This is a genomic window from Achromobacter sp. NPDC058515 (genome assembly GCF_042721735.1).
GTDB lineage: Bacteria > Pseudomonadota > Gammaproteobacteria > Burkholderiales > Burkholderiaceae_B > Achromobacter.
In genome coordinates, this window is the sequence record NZ_JBHXNI010000009.1 from 1 (window position 1) to 16,566 (window position 16,566).

Annotated in this window: 16 protein-coding genes and 2 tRNA genes; 11 read left to right on the forward strand and 7 right to left on the reverse strand. The window is 67.3% G+C overall.

The annotated features are described in order from the left end of the window. The first annotated feature begins 17 nt into the window (after positions 1-17). Positions 18-94: transfer RNA gene (locus ACFWP0_RS16460), tRNA-Arg, on the forward strand. Between the two features lie 180 nt (positions 95-274). Here the strand turns inward: ACFWP0_RS16460 and ACFWP0_RS16465 are convergent. Continuing rightward, a complete protein-coding gene (locus ACFWP0_RS16465) occupies positions 275-520 on the reverse strand; it encodes a DUF3079 domain-containing protein (RefSeq protein ID WP_377843769.1) in 246 nt (81 codons plus the stop codon). Positions 521-703: 183 nt separating this feature from the next. Here ACFWP0_RS16465 and ACFWP0_RS16470 point away from each other — a divergent pair. After that, a tRNA-Arg gene (locus ACFWP0_RS16470) sits at positions 704-780 on the forward strand. A 118-nt stretch (positions 781-898) separates the two neighbouring features. Here the strand turns inward: ACFWP0_RS16470 and ACFWP0_RS16475 are convergent. Then, entirely contained in the window at positions 899-1,495 is a 597-nt protein-coding gene (locus ACFWP0_RS16475) for a short chain dehydrogenase (RefSeq protein ID WP_377843770.1), read from the reverse strand. Between the two features lie 120 nt (positions 1,496-1,615). On the opposite strand from ACFWP0_RS16475, the gene ACFWP0_RS16480 reads away from it, so the two are divergent. Continuing rightward, positions 1,616-2,512 carry a LysR family transcriptional regulator gene (locus ACFWP0_RS16480; protein ID WP_377843771.1) on the forward strand — a complete coding sequence of 299 codons (897 nt, stop codon included), beginning with the start codon at positions 1,616-1,618 and terminating at the stop codon, positions 2,510-2,512. Positions 2,513-2,522: 10 nt separating this feature from the next. On the opposite strand, the gene ACFWP0_RS16485 is transcribed toward ACFWP0_RS16480, so the two are convergent. The 3 genes from ACFWP0_RS16485 to ACFWP0_RS16495 all read right to left on the reverse strand — a co-directional run bounded on the left by ACFWP0_RS16485 (position 2,523) and on the right by ACFWP0_RS16495 (position 4,452). Beyond that, entirely contained in the window at positions 2,523-2,771 is a 249-nt protein-coding gene (locus ACFWP0_RS16485) for a hypothetical protein (protein WP_377844130.1), read from the reverse strand. A gap of 98 nt (positions 2,772-2,869) precedes the next feature. After that, on the reverse strand, positions 2,870-3,472 hold the full coding sequence (locus ACFWP0_RS16490; protein ID WP_377843772.1) for a helix-turn-helix transcriptional regulator: 603 nt from the start codon (positions 3,470-3,472) through the stop codon (positions 2,870-2,872). A 194-nt stretch (positions 3,473-3,666) separates the two neighbouring features. Beyond that, positions 3,667-4,452 carry an NAD-dependent deacylase gene (locus ACFWP0_RS16495; RefSeq protein WP_377843774.1) on the reverse strand — a complete coding sequence of 262 codons (786 nt, stop codon included), beginning with the start codon at positions 4,450-4,452 and terminating at the stop codon, positions 3,667-3,669. Positions 4,453-4,608: 156 nt separating this feature from the next. Between ACFWP0_RS16495 and ACFWP0_RS16500 the strand changes: the two genes are divergently transcribed. Next, positions 4,609-5,223, forward strand: coding sequence for a cysteine dioxygenase (locus ACFWP0_RS16500; protein ID WP_377843775.1), 615 nt, complete (start codon positions 4,609-4,611; stop codon positions 5,221-5,223). A gap of 92 nt (positions 5,224-5,315) precedes the next feature. Beyond that, a complete protein-coding gene (locus ACFWP0_RS16505) occupies positions 5,316-6,080 on the forward strand; it encodes an IclR family transcriptional regulator (protein ID WP_377843777.1) in 765 nt (254 codons plus the stop codon). A gap of 29 nt (positions 6,081-6,109) precedes the next feature. On the opposite strand, the gene ACFWP0_RS16510 is transcribed toward ACFWP0_RS16505, so the two are convergent. Further along, entirely contained in the window at positions 6,110-7,078 is a 969-nt protein-coding gene (locus ACFWP0_RS16510; protein WP_377843778.1) for a tripartite tricarboxylate transporter substrate binding protein, read from the reverse strand. Positions 7,079-7,322: 244 nt separating this feature from the next. Between ACFWP0_RS16510 and ACFWP0_RS16515 the strand changes: the two genes are divergently transcribed. From ACFWP0_RS16515 to ACFWP0_RS16540, 6 genes are all read left to right on the forward strand, one after another. Continuing rightward, positions 7,323-8,492 (forward strand): CaiB/BaiF CoA transferase family protein, encoded by a 1,170-nt coding sequence (locus ACFWP0_RS16515; RefSeq protein ID WP_377843779.1) that lies wholly within the window; start codon positions 7,323-7,325, stop codon positions 8,490-8,492. Continuing rightward, the gene (locus tag ACFWP0_RS16520) at positions 8,489-9,211 is read left to right on the forward strand and encodes an enoyl-CoA hydratase/isomerase family protein (RefSeq protein WP_377843780.1); all 723 of its coding nucleotides are present in this window, start codon (positions 8,489-8,491) and stop codon (positions 9,209-9,211) included. The genes ACFWP0_RS16515 and ACFWP0_RS16520 overlap by 4 nt, the downstream gene beginning before the upstream one ends. A gap of 29 nt (positions 9,212-9,240) precedes the next feature. Beyond that, positions 9,241-10,074, forward strand: a complete 834-nt coding sequence (locus ACFWP0_RS16525) for a CoA transferase subunit A (protein ID WP_377843782.1) — start codon at positions 9,241-9,243, stop codon at positions 10,072-10,074. Beyond that, complete coding sequence (locus tag ACFWP0_RS16530; protein WP_377843783.1) at positions 10,067-10,801, forward strand: CoA-transferase subunit beta; 735 nt, start codon at positions 10,067-10,069, stop codon at positions 10,799-10,801. Before ACFWP0_RS16525 ends, ACFWP0_RS16530 begins: the two co-directional genes overlap by 8 nt. 11 nt (positions 10,802-10,812) lie before the next feature. Continuing rightward, positions 10,813-12,300: a class I adenylate-forming enzyme family protein gene (locus ACFWP0_RS16535; RefSeq protein WP_377843785.1), complete on the forward strand. Its 1,488-nt coding sequence runs from the start codon at positions 10,813-10,815 to the stop codon at positions 12,298-12,300. A gap of 185 nt (positions 12,301-12,485) precedes the next feature. After that, on the forward strand, positions 12,486-14,948 hold the full coding sequence (locus tag ACFWP0_RS16540; RefSeq protein ID WP_377843786.1) for a penicillin acylase family protein: 2,463 nt from the start codon (positions 12,486-12,488) through the stop codon (positions 14,946-14,948). 40 nt (positions 14,949-14,988) lie between these two features. Here the strand turns inward: ACFWP0_RS16540 and ACFWP0_RS16545 are convergent, their stop codons facing one another. Then, complete coding sequence (locus ACFWP0_RS16545) at positions 14,989-16,515, reverse strand: CoA-acylating methylmalonate-semialdehyde dehydrogenase (RefSeq protein ID WP_377843788.1); 1,527 nt, start codon at positions 16,513-16,515, stop codon at positions 14,989-14,991. Between the last annotated feature and the right edge of the window lie 51 nt (positions 16,516-16,566).

A 16,566-nucleotide genomic window follows, 5' to 3' on the forward strand; every position in this document is an offset into this window, starting at 1 on the left:
AAGGCTTGCTTTTAGATGCGCCCGTAGCTCAGCTGGATAGAGTACCTGGCTACGAACCAGGGGGTCGTAGGTTCGAATCCTGCCGGGCGCACCAAAACCGCAAAGAAAATGAAAAGGCCTTTGATCTCGCATCGAAGGCCTTTTTGTTTTGCGCAAGCGACCCGGGTTACGGGCGGTCCCATGCTCAGGTGTTCGATGGCCTCAAGCAGGCAGACCTGCTGGCGCCATTGGGCAAAACTCACGCGCAGTCTGCGCACGGCATATTCGATGGCCACTACCCGATGAACGAGGCGCCGCTCGCGCTTGCGGGGGCTATCGAGTCTTTTTTCTCGACCTTTTCCTCGCCGTCTTCAAACCCCCAATCGCCCACCATGTACCAATCGTCTCCCAGCGATTCCGCGGGATGCATGGTGCGCCCGGAGCCGTTGCCGCAGGCCATCGAATCGGTGGGGCAATAGCGGTCGCAGCCCCAGCAGATGCGCTCGGGGTGCTTGGGATGCAGGGGAAACTTCTTGGCCATGGCGATGCCCGGTTAGGATGCGATGCGAAGCGTCAAGCCTCTGCATTCAGCGTACTGCGCGGTGTGCGGGCGATCATTGACATGGCGCAAACGCGGGCGGCGGCGGCGCGGGAAATCGCGGCATTTTCCCTGCCTGATTTGCATGGCGCGATTCTTTCGTGTTATAAACACGCCTCTTTCGGGGCGCCCGTAGCTCAGCTGGATAGAGTACCTGGCTACGAACCAGGGGGTCGTAGGTTCGAATCCTGCCGGGCGCACCAACTTATTCGAAATCACGCAACAGCAGCGCGATTTTTCGCAGGAAAAAAGGCGGCTTGATGGTTTTCCATCAAGCCGCTTTTCTTTTGTCTTGCCAACCCCTGTCTTGCCAACCCCGCCCTACCAGACCCGGAACACGCGTCCGGTCTGCGCGCCTTCGACGCTGCGGCGGTAGGCCAGGGCCACGCGGCTGGCGGGCGCCGCCTCGAAGCCCGGGAAATAGGGACCGTAGCTGCCCAGCGATTCCGTCAGCACCGTGGGGCTGACGGCGTTGATGCGGATGCCTTGCAGTTCCACCGACGCGCCGCGCACGAAGCCGTCGATGGCGGCGTTGACCGCGGACGCATTGGCGCCGTAGCGGATGGGCTCGTCGCTGAGGATGCCGCTGGTCAGCGTGATGGAGCCGCCGGCGTTGAGGTAGTGCTGGCCGATCAGCGCCAGGTCCACCTGGCCGAGCAGCTTGTCGTGCAGGCCGATCTTGAATTGCTCGGCCGTCATTTCGTTCAGGGGGCCGAAGTGCAGGCTGCCCGTGGTGGAGACGATGGCGTCGACCTTGCCCACGTGTTCGAACAGCTCGCGGATGCTGTCGCTGCGGGTCACGTCCACCTGATATTGGCCGCGGGTCTTGCCCACGGCGATGACGTCATGGCGCTGGCCCAGTTCTGCGGCGACCGCGCTGCCGACGGTGCCGCTGGCGCCGATGAGGATGATTTTCATAAGGGAACTCCGAGGGGGCGCGCTGGCTGATCGCCAGCGCATGAGTGCATTCTGCCCGTTGGATTTCGGTGGAAAAATCCTAGAATGGTGGGATCACTTCACACTCAGGGTGCGTAATTCGTGGATCGCCTGCTCAGCATGGAAGTCTTCGTGGCGGTCGTGGAGCTGGGCAGCCTGACTGCCGCGGCTGCTCGCCACGACATGTCGCCGGCCATGGCGGCCAAGCACATCAAGGGGCTGGAATCGCGGCTGGGCTTAAGGCTGATGAACCGCACGACGCGCCGGCAGAGCCTGACCGAGGCGGGGCAGGCCTACTTCGCGCGCTGCAAGACCATCCTGGCGGATATCCGCGACGCGGAGCAGGGCGCCGAGGCGCTGCGCTCGGCGCCGCGCGGGCATCTGCGCATCACATCGTCGGTGTCCTTCGGATCGTTCGCGCTGGCGCCGGCGATTGCCGATTACCTGACCATTTATCCCGATGTCAGCGTGGACCTGGCGCTGAGCGACATGGTGGAGGACGTCGTGGCCTCGCGATTCGACCTGGCGCTGCGCATTGGCGAGCCGGCGGATTCGGGGCTGGTGGCGCGCCGGATAGGGCTTTACCAGATGATCATCTGCGCGGCGCCGGCCTATCTGGAACGCTACGGCACGCCGGCGTCGCCAAGCGACCTGGCCGGCCATCAATGCCTGGATTTTTCGCATTGGAGCCGCCGCACCGGCTGGCGCCTCGCCGCGGGCGAGGGCGAGGGCGAAGGCGACGAGACGGGCTACCCCACGGGCCGCTTCGTGTCGAACAATGGCCAGGCGCTCCGACAGGCGGCGCTGGCCGGCTTCGGCATCGTGCTGCAGCCGGAACTGCTGCTGGCCGACGACGTGCGCGCCGGCCGGCTGATCCCGATACTGCAGCCCTACTGGCCCGCGCCAAGGCCGATCACGCTGCTGTACCCGAAGGACAGGCAGGCCTTGCCCAAGCTCACGACCTTCGTGGACTTCGTGGTGGCGCGCTTTACTCGATAGGGGAATGGGGTCAGCCGCGCCGTCGGTCCACCGCCGTCAGCGACGTGCCGCTCTTGAGCAACTGGTAGGTCTGTCCGCCCAGCCAGGCGACCTTCTCGCCTGAACTCGTGCGGCAGACGCAGTGGGCCTTGGGATCGAAGCGGGAGGTCCCCAGCGCGGAGTACGCGTCGGGATCGGAAACGAACCGCTCAATGCGGTACAGCGTGCCATCCGGGGAGGTGGCCAGCACGTCGGTCAATCGTCTTGCGGTGCCGAGCATATTCAGTATCTCCATGCGCGGGCCGTATGTGTCGGCGCCAAAGTCGTGTGAACGTTTTCATAGTGCCTGGCGGAAGCGCGATGCTTCCGCGCGCTGCGCTAGTGAACCGGTCCTCCTAACAGTGATTCATCGAGCTGTTCCGGGGAAACGCCCAAGGCCGCCGATACGCGGTCCAGGATGACCTGCCGGGGCTGCGGGCGTGGCCGTTCCAGTTCAATATAGATGGAGTGGTCCACGCCTAGCCGGGCAGCCATGTCCGCAGTGCTGATATTCAGGTGCTCGCGCCATGCGCGTATCAGGCTCCAGTCGTTGCCGGTTTTCAGATTGACTACAGCCGGCGGCAGCGGGGCGCGCCCCGCGACACGCTTCTTGCGCGAGGCAGGCGCCGCGCCCGAGGCCTTTTCGCGGCTTCGGACGGCGCCGCTCTTGCGGGGCTCGGCGCGAGGCGCCGTGGCCGTGGATTCGGCCAGGAAGATGGCCCCGCCGTTCAACTGGCGGTACTGATTATCGCCTATCCAGCACAGGGTTTCGCCGTTATCCAGCTTGCATTCGCAATCCAGATGGTAGTTGCTGGGCATGCTCTCAAGCTTGGCGATGGTTTCCGTGGTCGTGGCATGACGCACCACACGGTGCAGGATACCGTCTGGCGAACGTACGAAGACATCGGGAAGTCTCCAGGAAAACGGAATGATCATCTCCACGGTCGAAACCTATTTCAACACTGTATCTCTCTGTTGCAGCAATGAGATTTGGGGTTTCCCCTCGCCCGTTGCGCGCGGCCTCATCCGGCGGCGCGCACGCGCTCCACATCTTCACGAATCTTCACTGGCGGGCGGGCGATGGCGCGGCGCCGGGCATGCCGTTTTTGCCGGCCGCGACGATTATGGATCCGGGGTCAAACGGCGAGACCGAAGCCCGCGGCGGCCAGCAGCCTGGGCATCACGTCGGCGGCCGCGCCGCGCAGATTGTGGTGGGCGTGCGCATCCAGCGGTGTGGCAGCGGGGTTGATTTGCACCACGGTGGCGCCCGAGGCCAGCGCGCGCTGAGGCAGTTCCGCGGCGGGGTAGACCAGGGCCGAGGTGCCGATGCTGAACAGCAGGTCGCACGCTTGGACCGCGCGCCAGGCGCTGTTCCAGGCCTCGGCAGGCAGGCTTTCGCCGAACCATACGACGCCTGGCCTTACCGGCGCGCGGCAACGGGCGCAGGCGGGCGGCGCGATGCGCCGGCCGCCGTCGGGCTCGTCGGGGTGTTCGGCGGCAAAGGCCTGCGGCGCTGCACAGGCCGAGCAGCGCGGGGCATGCAGGCTTCCATGCAGATGCGTGACGCGGGCGCTGCCCGCGCGTTCGTGCAGGTCGTCCACATTCTGCGTGACGACGGCGAGTTCGGGCACATGCCGCGCCAGTTCCGCGATGGCCCGGTGCGCGGCGTTGGGCTTGGCGCGCAAGGCCTGCGCGCGCCGCCATTCATACCAGCCCCACACGACATCGGGATGCTCCCGGAACGCTTCGGGCGTCGCCAGCGCCTGCGCGTCGAAGCGGGACCACAGGCCCGTCAGCGCATCGCGGAAGGTGGCGATGCCGCTTTCGGCGGATACGCCGGCCCCCGTGAAGACGACGACGCGCCGCGCCTGATGCAGCGCCTGCAGCAGCGCGGGCGGAATATCGTGATGCGTGTTTTTCATTTCCAACCTTGAGGACAGTCCGATACGCTGCACGCGCGGGCACGGACCTGTCAAGCGGACGGCACGGAGCGTGGCAGGGGCTTGAGTGCGTTTGTGTCCCGAATGGTGGATACTGTTTTTTCGATCTGGGATTTCAATACGCCTTGGAGACACGCAATGCCTGAATCGCACGCCGGACTGGACCGGCTTCGCCGTTTTATCGCCACCGCGACGCGGCTGGCGTCGCCCCAGGCGCTGGAACAGACGCCCGCCCTGGAGGCGGCGTTCAAGGAACTGGTGGCCCATGACGACTGGCTGCCCGAGGCCTGTACCGCGCCGCATCCGCAGTACTACCAGCAGTATCTGCTGCACTGCGACCCGCTGGAGCGGTTCTCGCTGGTGAGCTTTGTCTGGGGGCCCGGCCAGTTCACGCCGGTGCACGATCACGAGGTCTGGGGCTATGTGGGCATGCTGCGCGGCGCCGAGGTCAACCAGCGCTATGTCCGGGACGCGGGCGGCAGCCTGGCGACGGCGGGCGAGGCCACCACCTTGCGGCCCGGCGACGTGGAGCGCCTGTCGCCCGCCGAAGGGGACATCCATCGCGTGTCCAATGCCTACCCGGACCGCGTCTCCATCAGCGTGCATCTCTATGGCGGCAATATCGGCGCCGTCTCGCGCCACGTCTATGACCCCGCCACCGGCCAGGCCAAGCCTTTCGTGTCGGGTTATTCGTCGCCCAGCCTGCCGAATCTCTGGGACCGTTCCGAAGCCGTGCGCGCCGCGATTTCCTAGTTCCGGTCCGACTTCGCCGGCGTATGGAAAGCGCTGTTCCCGCGCCGCGTCTCGTGCTATGTTCCCGTCCTAAATATTGGGAAAAATGAATAATGGACAAGACGCTGCTCAAAGGGCTGATGGTGCTGGAGGCGGTGACCGACGTGGACAATCCGCCGCGCACGATCGACGCGCTGGCCGCCCGCGTCGGGCTGACCCGCAGCAATACGCACCGCACCCTGCAGACGCTGATACACGCCGGCTATGTCATCAAGGACGACGACGGCGGCGGATATCGGGGCGCGGTGCGCCTGTTCGAGCTGGCGGCCCGGCAGCTCGCGCAACTGGACGTGCGCAAGCTGGCCGCGCCCTTCATGCGCACGCTGGCGGACCAGACGGGCGAGACCGTGCATCTTTCCGTGCTGGACGGGTTTGACGTGGTCTATGTGGACAAGATCGACAGCCCGCAGCCCATACGCGCCTATTCCATGGTGGGCGGCCGCGCGCCCGCCTATGCCGTGGCTACGGGCAAGGCCTTGCTGGCGTATCAGGCCGAAGGCTATGTCGAACGCTATGCGGAACAGCTGGTGCGCCACACGCCGTCCACCATCGTGTCCATGCCGCTCCTCAAGGACGAACTGCGCAAGATCGCGCGCGCCGGCTATGCCGTGAACCGCGGCGAATGGCGCGAAGGCGTGGGCGGGCTGGCCGTGACCGTGTTCAACAGCCTGGACCAGCCCGTGGCCGCGGTGGGCATTTCCGGCCCGCTGGACCGCCTGAGCGCCGCCAGGATGAAGCAGCTGGCGCCGGACGTGGCGGCCTGTGCGCAGTCCATCTCGCAAGGGATGGGGTATCGCCGGGGTTTCCTGGATCAGTAGGCGCCTGTCCCGCGGGACAGGCGGCTGGCTCACTTGGCTTGCGACAGGCGCACGACGTCCGCCCAGCGCGAGACTTCCTGCTTGAGCACGCGGCTGGTGTCGGCCGGCGACGTGGCCACGGCGTCCGCGCCCAGCTTCAGCGCCGCCTGCTGCACGGACGCCGTCGCGGCGGCCTTCTGCATGCTGGCCGACAGCTTGTCGACCACCGCGGGCGGCGTGCCGGCCGGCGCCAGCAAAGCGTAGGTGGTGGCGACCGAATAGTCTTTCACGCCCTGTTCCATCAGGGTCGGCAGGTCGGGCAGCGCCGTGGCGCGCGTGGCGGTCGTGACGCCCAGCAGCCGGATCTTGCCGCTGGCCACTTGCGGCAGCAGCGCGGGCAGCGTTTCGATGACCATGTCGATCTGGCCGCCAAGCAGGTCGGTGATGGCCGGGCCGCTGCCGCGATAGGGCACATGCATGAGCTTGGCGCCCGTGACGACCTGGAAGAGTTCGCCCGCCATGTGCTGCGACGTGCCGGGGCCGGCCGACCCGAAGGTGATGGATCCCGGCTTGCTCTTGGCCAGCGCGATCAGTTCCTGCACGTTCTTGGCCGGGATCTTGCTGCTGTTCACGGCCACCGCCATCGGCATGCTGGTGGCCATGGAGACGCCGACAAACGCGGTGCCGAAGTCGTAGCCGGGCTTGTCCGGCATGGCGGCGTGGATCGCATGGCTGCCCACTGCGCCCATCAGCAGCGTATAGCCGTCCGCCGGCGATTTGGCGACGAACTCCGCGCCGATCTCGCCGCCCGCGCCGGCCTTGTTTTCCACCACCACGCTTTGTCCCAGGTAGTCGCCCAGGTGCTGCGCATAGATGCGCGCGGCGGCATCCGTCGCGCCGCCCGGCGGGAACGGCACCACCATGCGCACGGGTTTCGCGGGCCAGGCGTCGGCGGCCGCCGGGTTGGCCGCCAGCGCCAGCACCGCGCTGGCCAGGGCAATGCGCCACAACTGTCTCATGCAAGTCTCCTTGGGGGATAGGCGGGCCTGCATGCGAGGCGCGGCCCGCTTTCGCGGACGGCGGGATACGCTGCGGTCCCTTATATAAATCCTAAAATATAGGATTGATATTTCAATAAATGATTTACGTAGAATTCCACACGGTGATATGCTGGTCAACAATTAAGCAGGTCATCTAGGGAATCCACTAGGATTCATGCTTTTCGTATCCCAAATATTGAATTTTCATAACGAGAGGTCAGACATGACACCCAGTTCGGCGCTAGCCGGCATTACGGTGCTGGAGATTTGCAACGTCGCGGCGGGACCCTTTTGCGGCATGTTGTTGGCGGATATGGGCGCCGACGTGATCAAGGTGGAAAACCCGGAAGGCGGCGACACGCTGCGCAGCTGGCCGCCCATTTCCGACGGCTATAGCGAGAACTTCGCCTCGCTCAACCGCAACAAGCGCTCGGTGACGCTGAACCTGAAAGACCCGGGCGACCTGGCCTTGGCGCGCGAGCTGGCGCTGACCGCCGACGTGCTGATCGAGAACAACCGGCCGGGCGTGATGGACCGCCTGGGCCTGGGCTACGCGCAGTTGCGCGAGGCCAATCCCAAGCTGGTGTATTGCTCGATTTCCGCCTACGGCCAGTCGGGTCCGCGCTCCCAGGAAGGCGGCTTCGACCTGACCATCCAGGCCATGAGCGGCATCATGAGCGTCACGGGCGAGGCCGGCGGCGAACCCGTCAAATGCGGCGTGCCGGTGGCGGACTTCTCGGCGGGCCTGTATGGCGCCTTCGCCATCGCTTCCGCGCTGCGCGCGGCCCAGGCCAGCGGGCAGGGCACGCATATCGACGTGCCGATGCTGGGCGCCACGCTGGGCATCGCGGCCCTGCAGACCTCGGAGTTCTTCGGCAGCGGCAAAGACCCCGTCAAGCTGGGTTCCGCGCATCCGCGCAATGCGCCGTACCAGGCCTTCCGCTGCAAGGGCGGCTACTTCGGCATGGCGGCGGGCAACCAGGCCTTGTGGAAGAGCGTTTGCGAGACCGTGGGGCGCGCGGACCTGCTGGGCGACCCGCGCTTCACGGACACCAGCGCCCGCGCGCGCAACCAGGCCGCGCTGCGCGACATCCTGGAAGCGGTCTTCGCCGACGACGACGCGCAGGCCTGGCTGGCGCGCTTTCGCGCGGCGGGCGTGCCGTGCGCGCCGATCAACACCTATTCCGAGGTGCTGTCCGACCCGCAGGTGGAACACATGGGCTGGGTGCAGCCGGTGGAGCTGCCCAACGGCGTGCAGACGCGCACCTTCGGCCTGCCGGTGCGCTTTGACGGCGCCGCCACCGCGCTGCGCCGCCGGCCTCCCGCGCTGGGCGAGCACAACGACGAAGTGCTGGGCGCGCTGCGCGCGGCCAGGAAGGGAGCAGCGGCATGAGCGCGGTCCTGCATATCGACAAGCAAGGGGCGCGCCATGTGCTGACCCTTGCGCGCCCCGAGAAGATGAATGCGCTGTCGGCCGACCTGGTCGAGGCGCTGCTCGCGGCGCTGGACGACGCCGAGGCGCAAGGCGCCAAGGCGATCGTCCTGAAGGGCGAAGGCAAGAATTTCAGCGCCGGCTTTGATTTTGGAGACTGGCAGGCGCAGAGCGAAGGCGACCTGCTGCTGCGCTTCGTGCGCATCGAGACGCTGCTCCAGCGCCTGGCGGCCTCTCCTTGCCTGACGGTGGCGCTGGCGCATGGCCGCAACTTCGGCGCGGGCGTGGACGTGTTCGGCGCCTGCAAGTGGCGCGTCGCCGCGCCGGACGCCACGTTCCGCATGCCGGGCCTGAAGTTCGGCCTGGTGCTGGGCACGCGCCGCTTTGCCGCGCTGGTGGGCGCGGAGCGCGCGCGCACGGTTCTTGAGCAGGCCGCGACCTTCAACGCCGAGGATGCCTTGCGCGACGGATTCGCCTGCCGGCTGGCCGCGCAGGAGGAATGGCCGCAGATCGGGCAGCAGGCGCTGGACACGGCGTCCGCCCTGACGGACGCCAGCCGGGCGCAGCTGTATGCGGCCTTGTCGCAGGAAGCGCCGGATGCCGACATGGCCCGCCTGGTGCGCTCGGCGGCGCAACCGGGCCTGAAAGACCGCGTGGCCGCTTATCTGCAAGCGCGCTAGCCGCAACGGAACAAGCAGGGAGGAAGACAATGGCTTCGGGATTCAATCAAAAAAACAAGCAATGCACGCTGGCGGAACTGGCGGCGCTGGTGCCCGATGGGGCATCGATCGCGCTGGGCGGCAGTTTTCTGCATCGCGGGCCCTTTGCGTTCGTGCGCGAACTGATCCGCCAGCAAAAGCGCGGCCTGGAACTGGTCAAGCAATCGCCCGGGTATGACGTGGACATCCTGTGCCGGGCCGGCGTGCTGCGCCGCGTGCGAGCGGGCATCGTTGCGATGGAAGGCAACTTCGGCCTGGCGCCCTGGTATCGGCGCGCGGTGGAGCGCCGCGAGATCGAACTGGAAGAACACGCCTGCGCCAGCCTGACCGCGGGACTGCGGGCGGCGGCCTTTGGCGTGCCGTTCCAGCCTTGCGGCGGCCTGCAAGGCAGCGGCCTGCCCGAGCTCAACGGATGGAAGTGCCTGGACGACCCCTACGGCAGCGGCCAGAAGACCTGGGTAGTGCCCGCCATCCGGCCCGACTTCGCCGTGATCCAGGCGTCCGAAGTGGACGCGCTGGGCAATGTGCGCGTGCATGGCACGGCGCACTGGGACCGCATTATGTCGCGCGCCGCGGGCAGCGTGCTGGTGGTGGCCGAGAAAGTCGTGGACAGCGCCGTGTTCGAAGCGCAGCCGGAGTCCACGCTGGTGCCGTACTTCATGGTGCAGGCCTTTGCCGTCGCGCCGCGCGGCGCGTGGCCGGGATCATGCTGGCCGGACTACGCCATCGACTACCCGGCGGTGGAGGCATACATGGACAAGAACAGCGATCTGCAGGCGCACATGGCCGCGGCGCCCGAAGCGCGGGAGGGAAATCATGGCTGAGCAATGGTCTGGCTTTTCGTACATCGTGACCAATCTGGCGCGCTTCATCCGTCCGGACGAAATCACCTTCAGCGGCGTGAACTCCACCATGCCGATGCTGGCCTGCCTGCTGGCCAAGCGCGCCTACGACTGGGACTTCGTCTACATCAACGTGGCCGGCGGCGTGAACCCGCGGCCATCGCATATCCCGATCTCCAGCTCCGATCCGGTGCTGGCAGAGCGCACGGCGTCGATCTTCTCCAACGAAGACTTCTACGACCTGTGCACGCGCGGCCGCATGGACCTGACCTTCCTGGGCGCCGCGCAGATCGACGGCGCGGGCTGCGCGAACAATTCCGTCATCGGCGACTGGCATGAACCCAAGGTGCGCCTGCCGGGCGGCGGCGGCGGGGCGGTGATGCTGCCCACGGCCAGGCGGGCGTGCACCTGGCGCACGGAACACTCGCGCCGCACCCTCGTGCCCAAGCTGGACTTCGTGACGTCCTGGGGCGGCTTTCATGGCGTGGTGACGCCGGTCGCCGTGTTCGTCAAGCGGGACGGGCGTCTGGCCCTGCAGTCCTGGCATCCGGAGTCCAGTCTGTCGGAGGTGCGTGAGCGTACGGGCTTCGAGTTCGACGCCACGGGCGCCGAGCCGACCGAGCCGCCCACGGCAAACGAAGCTCGCGCCCTGCGCGAGCTGGACGCGGACGGGCAGTTCGAACGCGACGCGGCCGTCGCGCTGCGCTAGGGGAAACCGCCATGACGATTGCCGATGCCACCTTGGTGGCGGCGTTTGCGCGCTTGTGGAGCCAGCCCGAATGGGCGGCGCGGCCCGCCATCGCGACCGCGCGGGAAACGCTGAGCTATGCGCAGCTGCACCGCCGCGTCGGCCAGGTGGCGGGCGGCCTGCGCGCCGCCGGCGTCGGGCCGGGCGACTACGTGGCCGTGGCAATGGAGCGTTCGCTGGCGCAGGTTCTTGCCATCCTGGGCGCGATGGCGGCGGGGGCCTGCCCATGCCCGCTGGAGCCGCGCCTGTCGGTCGAGGAAACCGCGCGCCGCGTGGCGGCGGTGGGCCTGACCTGGATGCTGTACGACGAGGCCAACGCCGGCGGCGCCCAGGCCTGCGGGCTGGCGGCGGCCCGCCTGCTGAGGGCGGAGCAGGCGGCGCAAGGGCCGATGGACTGGTCGGGCAGCGGCATCGCGCCCCGGGCGCCGGGCCTGTTGCTGTTCACCTCCGGCAGCACGGGCAATCCCAAGGGCGTGCTGCTGAGCCACCAGGGCCTGGCGAACAACGCGCGCGGCGTGCTGGCGCACACGGGCCTCACGCCCGCCGACCGCCTGCTGCACGTCATGCCCCTGCACCACACCAACGCGCTGAACAACCAGATATTCACGCCGCTGCTGGCCGGCGCCAGCGTGGCGCTGGCGGGCCGCTTCCGCGCCGAGGACATGCCTGGCCTGCTGACGGCGTTCCGGCCCACCATCATCACCGGCGTGCCCACCATGTACGCCCGCATGCTGGAGCTGCCGTTCGATCCGGACAGCCTGGCCCGCTTGCGCTTTGCGCGCTGCGGCTCGGCGCCGATCACCGAAGCGCTGCACCGGCGCATCGAAGCCTTCCTGGGCTGCCCGCTGGTGGTGTCCTACGGATTGTCGGAAGCGACCTGCACGTCCACGATGAACCCGCCCGCCGCCCGGCGCGTGGGATCGGTGGGCACGGTGCTGGCGGGGCAGGACGTCGCCTTGCGCCTGCCGGACGGCGCCGAGGCCGCGCCGGGCGGCGAGGGCGAGATCTGCATCGCGGGCGCGAGCCTGATGCTGGGCTACCTGGGCGTGGAAAGCGCGGATGCCGGCGCGCCGCCGCTGTTGCGCACGGGCGACCTGGGGCGCTTCGACGCGGACGGATACCTGACCATCACCGGCCGCATCAAGGACGTGATCATCCGGGGCGGCGAGAACATCTCGCCCGCGCTGATCGAGGGCGTCGTGACGGGCTTGCCTGGCGTGGCGGCCTGCTGCGTGGTCGGCGCGCCCGACGAGGACCTGGGGGAAGTGCCGGTGATCTTCGTGCAGCGCAACGGCGGGCCGGCGCCGGACGCGCCGCGCATACAGGCCGAGGTGCTGGCGCGGCTGGGCCGGATCTACGTGCCGCGCGAGGTGCGGTGGATAGCGCGCCTGCCGGAGAACGCGGTGGGCAAGGTCGACCGCAAGGCCTTGGCGCGCCAGGCGGCGGCGGTATCGAAGTAACTTTTTATGTCTCTTCCGGGCAGCTGCCGGCCGATTCGTTACAAGCCCTCCCAACTTTCAATAAATAAAACAGTTTCCTGTCCCCATCTGATTTAGTTGTAGTCCTTGCTTACGGCAGTGTCCGGCGGCACGATGTCCCGGGACCCGAAGGCAGAAACAAGAGCAATAAACCGGAGGAGGAGCCAATGCGTACTTTTTATCGCAGGGTCGCCACATTGCTGGCGAGCGGGCTGATCGTGTTGCTGGCCGGCTGCGCCGGGCCGGGCGGCAAGAAGGACACGATAGACATGGCGGGGCTGTCACAGCCCGTGGAGATCGTGAGGGACAAGCACGGCGTATCGCACATTTACGCGCAAAACCAGAATGACCTGTTCTTTGCCCAGGGCTTCAGCGCCGCGCGCGACCGGCTGTGGCAACTGGACCTGTGGCGCCGCCAGGGCGAAGGCAAGATGGCCGAGCAGTTCGGCCCGCGCTTCATCGAGCAGGACCGGGCCGCGCGCCTGTTCCTCTATCGCGGCGACATGCAAGCCGAATTCGCCAGCTATCACCCCGAAGGCAAGGCCATCCTGACCTCCTTCGCGGCCGGCATCAACGCCTACGTGAATTGGGTCAAGGCGAATCCCGACCAATTGCCGCCGGAATTCAAGCTGACGGGCACCGAGCCCGGCTACTGGAGCCCGGAGACCTCGCTCATCCGCATCTACGGGCTGACCCGCAACCTCAACGAGGAAGTCAGGATTGCGCAGCAGGTCGCCGCCCTGGGGCTCAATACCGTGCAGGGACTGGCCACGTTCGAGCCGCCCCTGGCTTTGCAGGTGCCGGCGGGCCTGGACGTGCGCCAGATCGACAAGGCGGTCCTGGACAATTACAAGCTGGCGCGCGACGGCCAGAAATTCGTCGCGGCCGACTTCCCGCGCAGTCCGCTCGCGGCCGATCAGCGCGCGGCGCTTGCCAGTGCGCTGTCCGAGGGCAGGCTGGCGTCGCTGGACCCGGACTTCGACCCCATGGCGACCCGCTATGAAAGCAACAACTGGACGCTGGCCGGGCAGCTCACCTCCACCGGCAAGCCCATCCTGGCGGGCGATCCGCACCGGTCCATCACCATGCCCTCGCTGCGCTACATGGTTCACCTGAATGCGCCGGGCTGGAACGTGATCGGCGCCGGAGAACCCGCGCTGCCCGGCGTCTCCATGGGCCACAACGACCGCATCGCCTTCGGGTTGACGATCTTTGCGTTCGGCGACGAGGAAGACCTCTATGTCTACGACACCAACCCGGCCAACCCCAACGAATACCGCTATCGGGGCGGCTGGGAAAAAATGCGCCAGGCCGACGAATCCATACCCGTGCGCGGCCAGGCGGCAACCGTCCGCCAGCTGAAGTTCACGCGCCACGGCCCGGTGATCCACGAAGATCCGGTGCGGCACAAGGCGTACGCCCTGCGCGCGGCCTACCTGGAGTATCCGGGCACGGCAGCCTATCTGGCCAGCCTGCGCCTGAACCAGGCGCAGAACTGGAACGAGTTCGTCGCCGGCATGGAAAAGCACTACACGCCCAGCGAGAACATGGTGTATGCCGACGTGGACGGCAACATCGGCTGGTTTGGCGGCAGCATCGCGCCGATACGCCCGCGCGGCGACTGGTCGGGCATGCTGCCCGTGCCCGGCAACGGCGACTTCGAATGGCGCGGCGTGCTGCCGGGCAGCTCGCTGCCCCGGGCCTACAACCCGCCCGAAGGCTATATCGCCACCGCCAACGAGTACAACCTGCCCGCCGACTTCCCCTACAAGGACATGTCCGCGCGCACCTGGGCCGAGCCTTTCCGCGTCCAGCGCATACGGGAGGTGGTGGCCGAGGGCAAGGGGCTGACCGTGCAGCAATCCCAGGATCTGCAGTTCGACAACCTGTCGATTCCCGCCCGCGCCCTGGGCGGCTACGCCAAGTCCCTGAACTCGGCGGACGCCGGGCTGGCCGATGCCCTGGGCCTGCTGAAGGACTGGGACTACCGCATGGACACCGAGTCGCGCGCCGCGACGGTCTACGCGTTCTGGCTGCCCGAAGTCGTCAAGCGCGTGTCGGATCTCTATGTGCCCGCAAGCGGGCGCGCGGTATTCGGCGACCTGTCCACCCGCAAGACGCTGGAGAAACTGGCCGCGCCCGACGCCGCCTTCGGCCCAAGGCCGGAGCAGGGCCGCAATACGCTGTTGCTCCAGGCGCTGGCCGATGGCGTGAAGAACCTGCGCGCCAAGCTGGGGCCGGATTCGACCCAGTGGCAATGGGGCAAGCTGCATCACATCCAGTTCGAGCACAGCCTGGCGAGCCTGCTGCCGCCCGATACCGCCAAGGCCTACGGCACGCCGCGCTATCCGGTCGGCGGCGATAACGACACGGTGCATCGCGCCACGTTCCGCAAGAGTGATTTCCGCCAGATCAGCGGCGCGTCGTACCGCCAGGTGATAGACGTGGCGGACTGGGACAATTCGCGCGTCCAGAACGTGCCGGGACAATCCGCCGATCCGCGCAGCCCGCACTACCAGGACCTGCTCAAGGGCTGGGCCACCGGGGAGTACTTCCCCATGGCGTTCAGCCGGGCCAAGGTGGACAGCCAGCGATCGGATACGCTGACGCTGCGTCCGTCCGGGAAGTGAAGAGACGGCGGGCCGGTTCCGGCCCGCCGCCTTGAACCGCTTACTTCGCGGTCGGCATCGCAAACTCCGCGCCGTGGGCCGTATCGTTCGGCCAACGCTGCATGATGCTCTTCTGGCGGGTATAGAAGCGCACGCCTTCCTCGCCGTAGGCGTGCATGTCGCCGAACAGCGAGCGCTTCCAGCCGCCGAAGCCGTGCCACGCCATCGGCACGGGGATGGGCACGTTGATGCCGACCATGCCTACCTCGATGCGGCGGGAAAATTCGCGCGCGATCTGGCCGTCGCGCGTGTAGCAGGCCACGCCGTTGCCGAATTCATGGCCGTTGACCAGCTTCACGGCCTGGGCGAAGTCGTCCACGCGCACGCACGCCAGCACCGGGCCGAAGATCTCTTCCTTGTAGATGCGCATCTCGGGGGTGACGTTGTCGAACAGCGTGCCGCCGGTGAAGAAGCCCCGTTCGTGGCCGGGCACCTTGTAGTTGCGGCCGTCGACCAGCAGCCGGGCGCCTTCCTGCACTCCGAGCGCGATGTAGTTCTCGATGCGTTCGAGCGCCTGGCCGGTGACGACCGGGCCCATTTCCGCGTCGGGTTCCATGCCGTTCTTGATGACCAGTTCCCGGGCGCGGGCTTCGAGCTTGGGCATGATCTTGTCGGCGGCGTCGCCTACCAGCACGGCTACCGAGATCGCCATGCAGCGCTCGCCGGCCGAGCCATAGGCGGCGCCGATCAGGCCATCCACCGCCTGGTCGATGTCGGCGTCCGGCATCACGACCATGTGGTTCTTGGCGCCGCCCAGCGCCTGCACGCGCTTGCCCAGCCTGGCGCCGGTTTCGTAGATGTAGTTCGCGATCGGGGTCGAGCCCACGAAGCTCACCGCCCTCACGTCGTCGTGGTGGAGCAGGGCGTCGACCACGGCCTTGTCGCCCTGGACGACGTTGAACACGCCGTCGGGCAGGCCCGCCTGCTTGAGGAGGCCGGCCATGAACAGCGAGGCCGACGGATCGCGTTCGCTGGGCTTGAGGATGAAGCAGTTGCCGGCCGCAATGGCCACCGGGAACATCCAGCACGGCACCATGCAGGGAAAGTTGAAGGGCGTGATGCCGGCCACGACGCCTAGCGGCTGGCGCAGGGTCCAGTTGTCCATGCCCGTGGACACCTGATCGGTGTAGTCGCCCTTGAGCAGTTGGGGAATGCCGCAGGCGAACTCGATGATGTCGATGCCGCGGCTCACTTCGCCGGCCGCATCGCTGAGCACCTTGCCGTGTTCGGCGGTAATGATGGCGGCCAGTTCGTCCTTGTGCTGGTTCATCAGCTCCAGGAACTTCAGCATGATGCGGGCGCGGCGGATGGGAGGCGTGTCCGCCCACTTCGGGAAGGCCGCCTGCGCGCTGGCCACCGCCGCGTCCACGTCTTCAGGCGCGCCCAGGCGGACCTGGCGCGCCACGGCGCCCGTGGCCGGGTTGAAAACGGACTGGGAGCGGGTTCCGGCGCCGGCGTAGGGGGCGCCGGACACATAGTGGATGACGTCTGCGGAATCGGTGTAGGCCTGGACTTGGGCTGCGGTCATGCGTGTCTCCTGGTGGCATTGCGTGACCTCAGTGTAGGAAGCGGCCCGTCT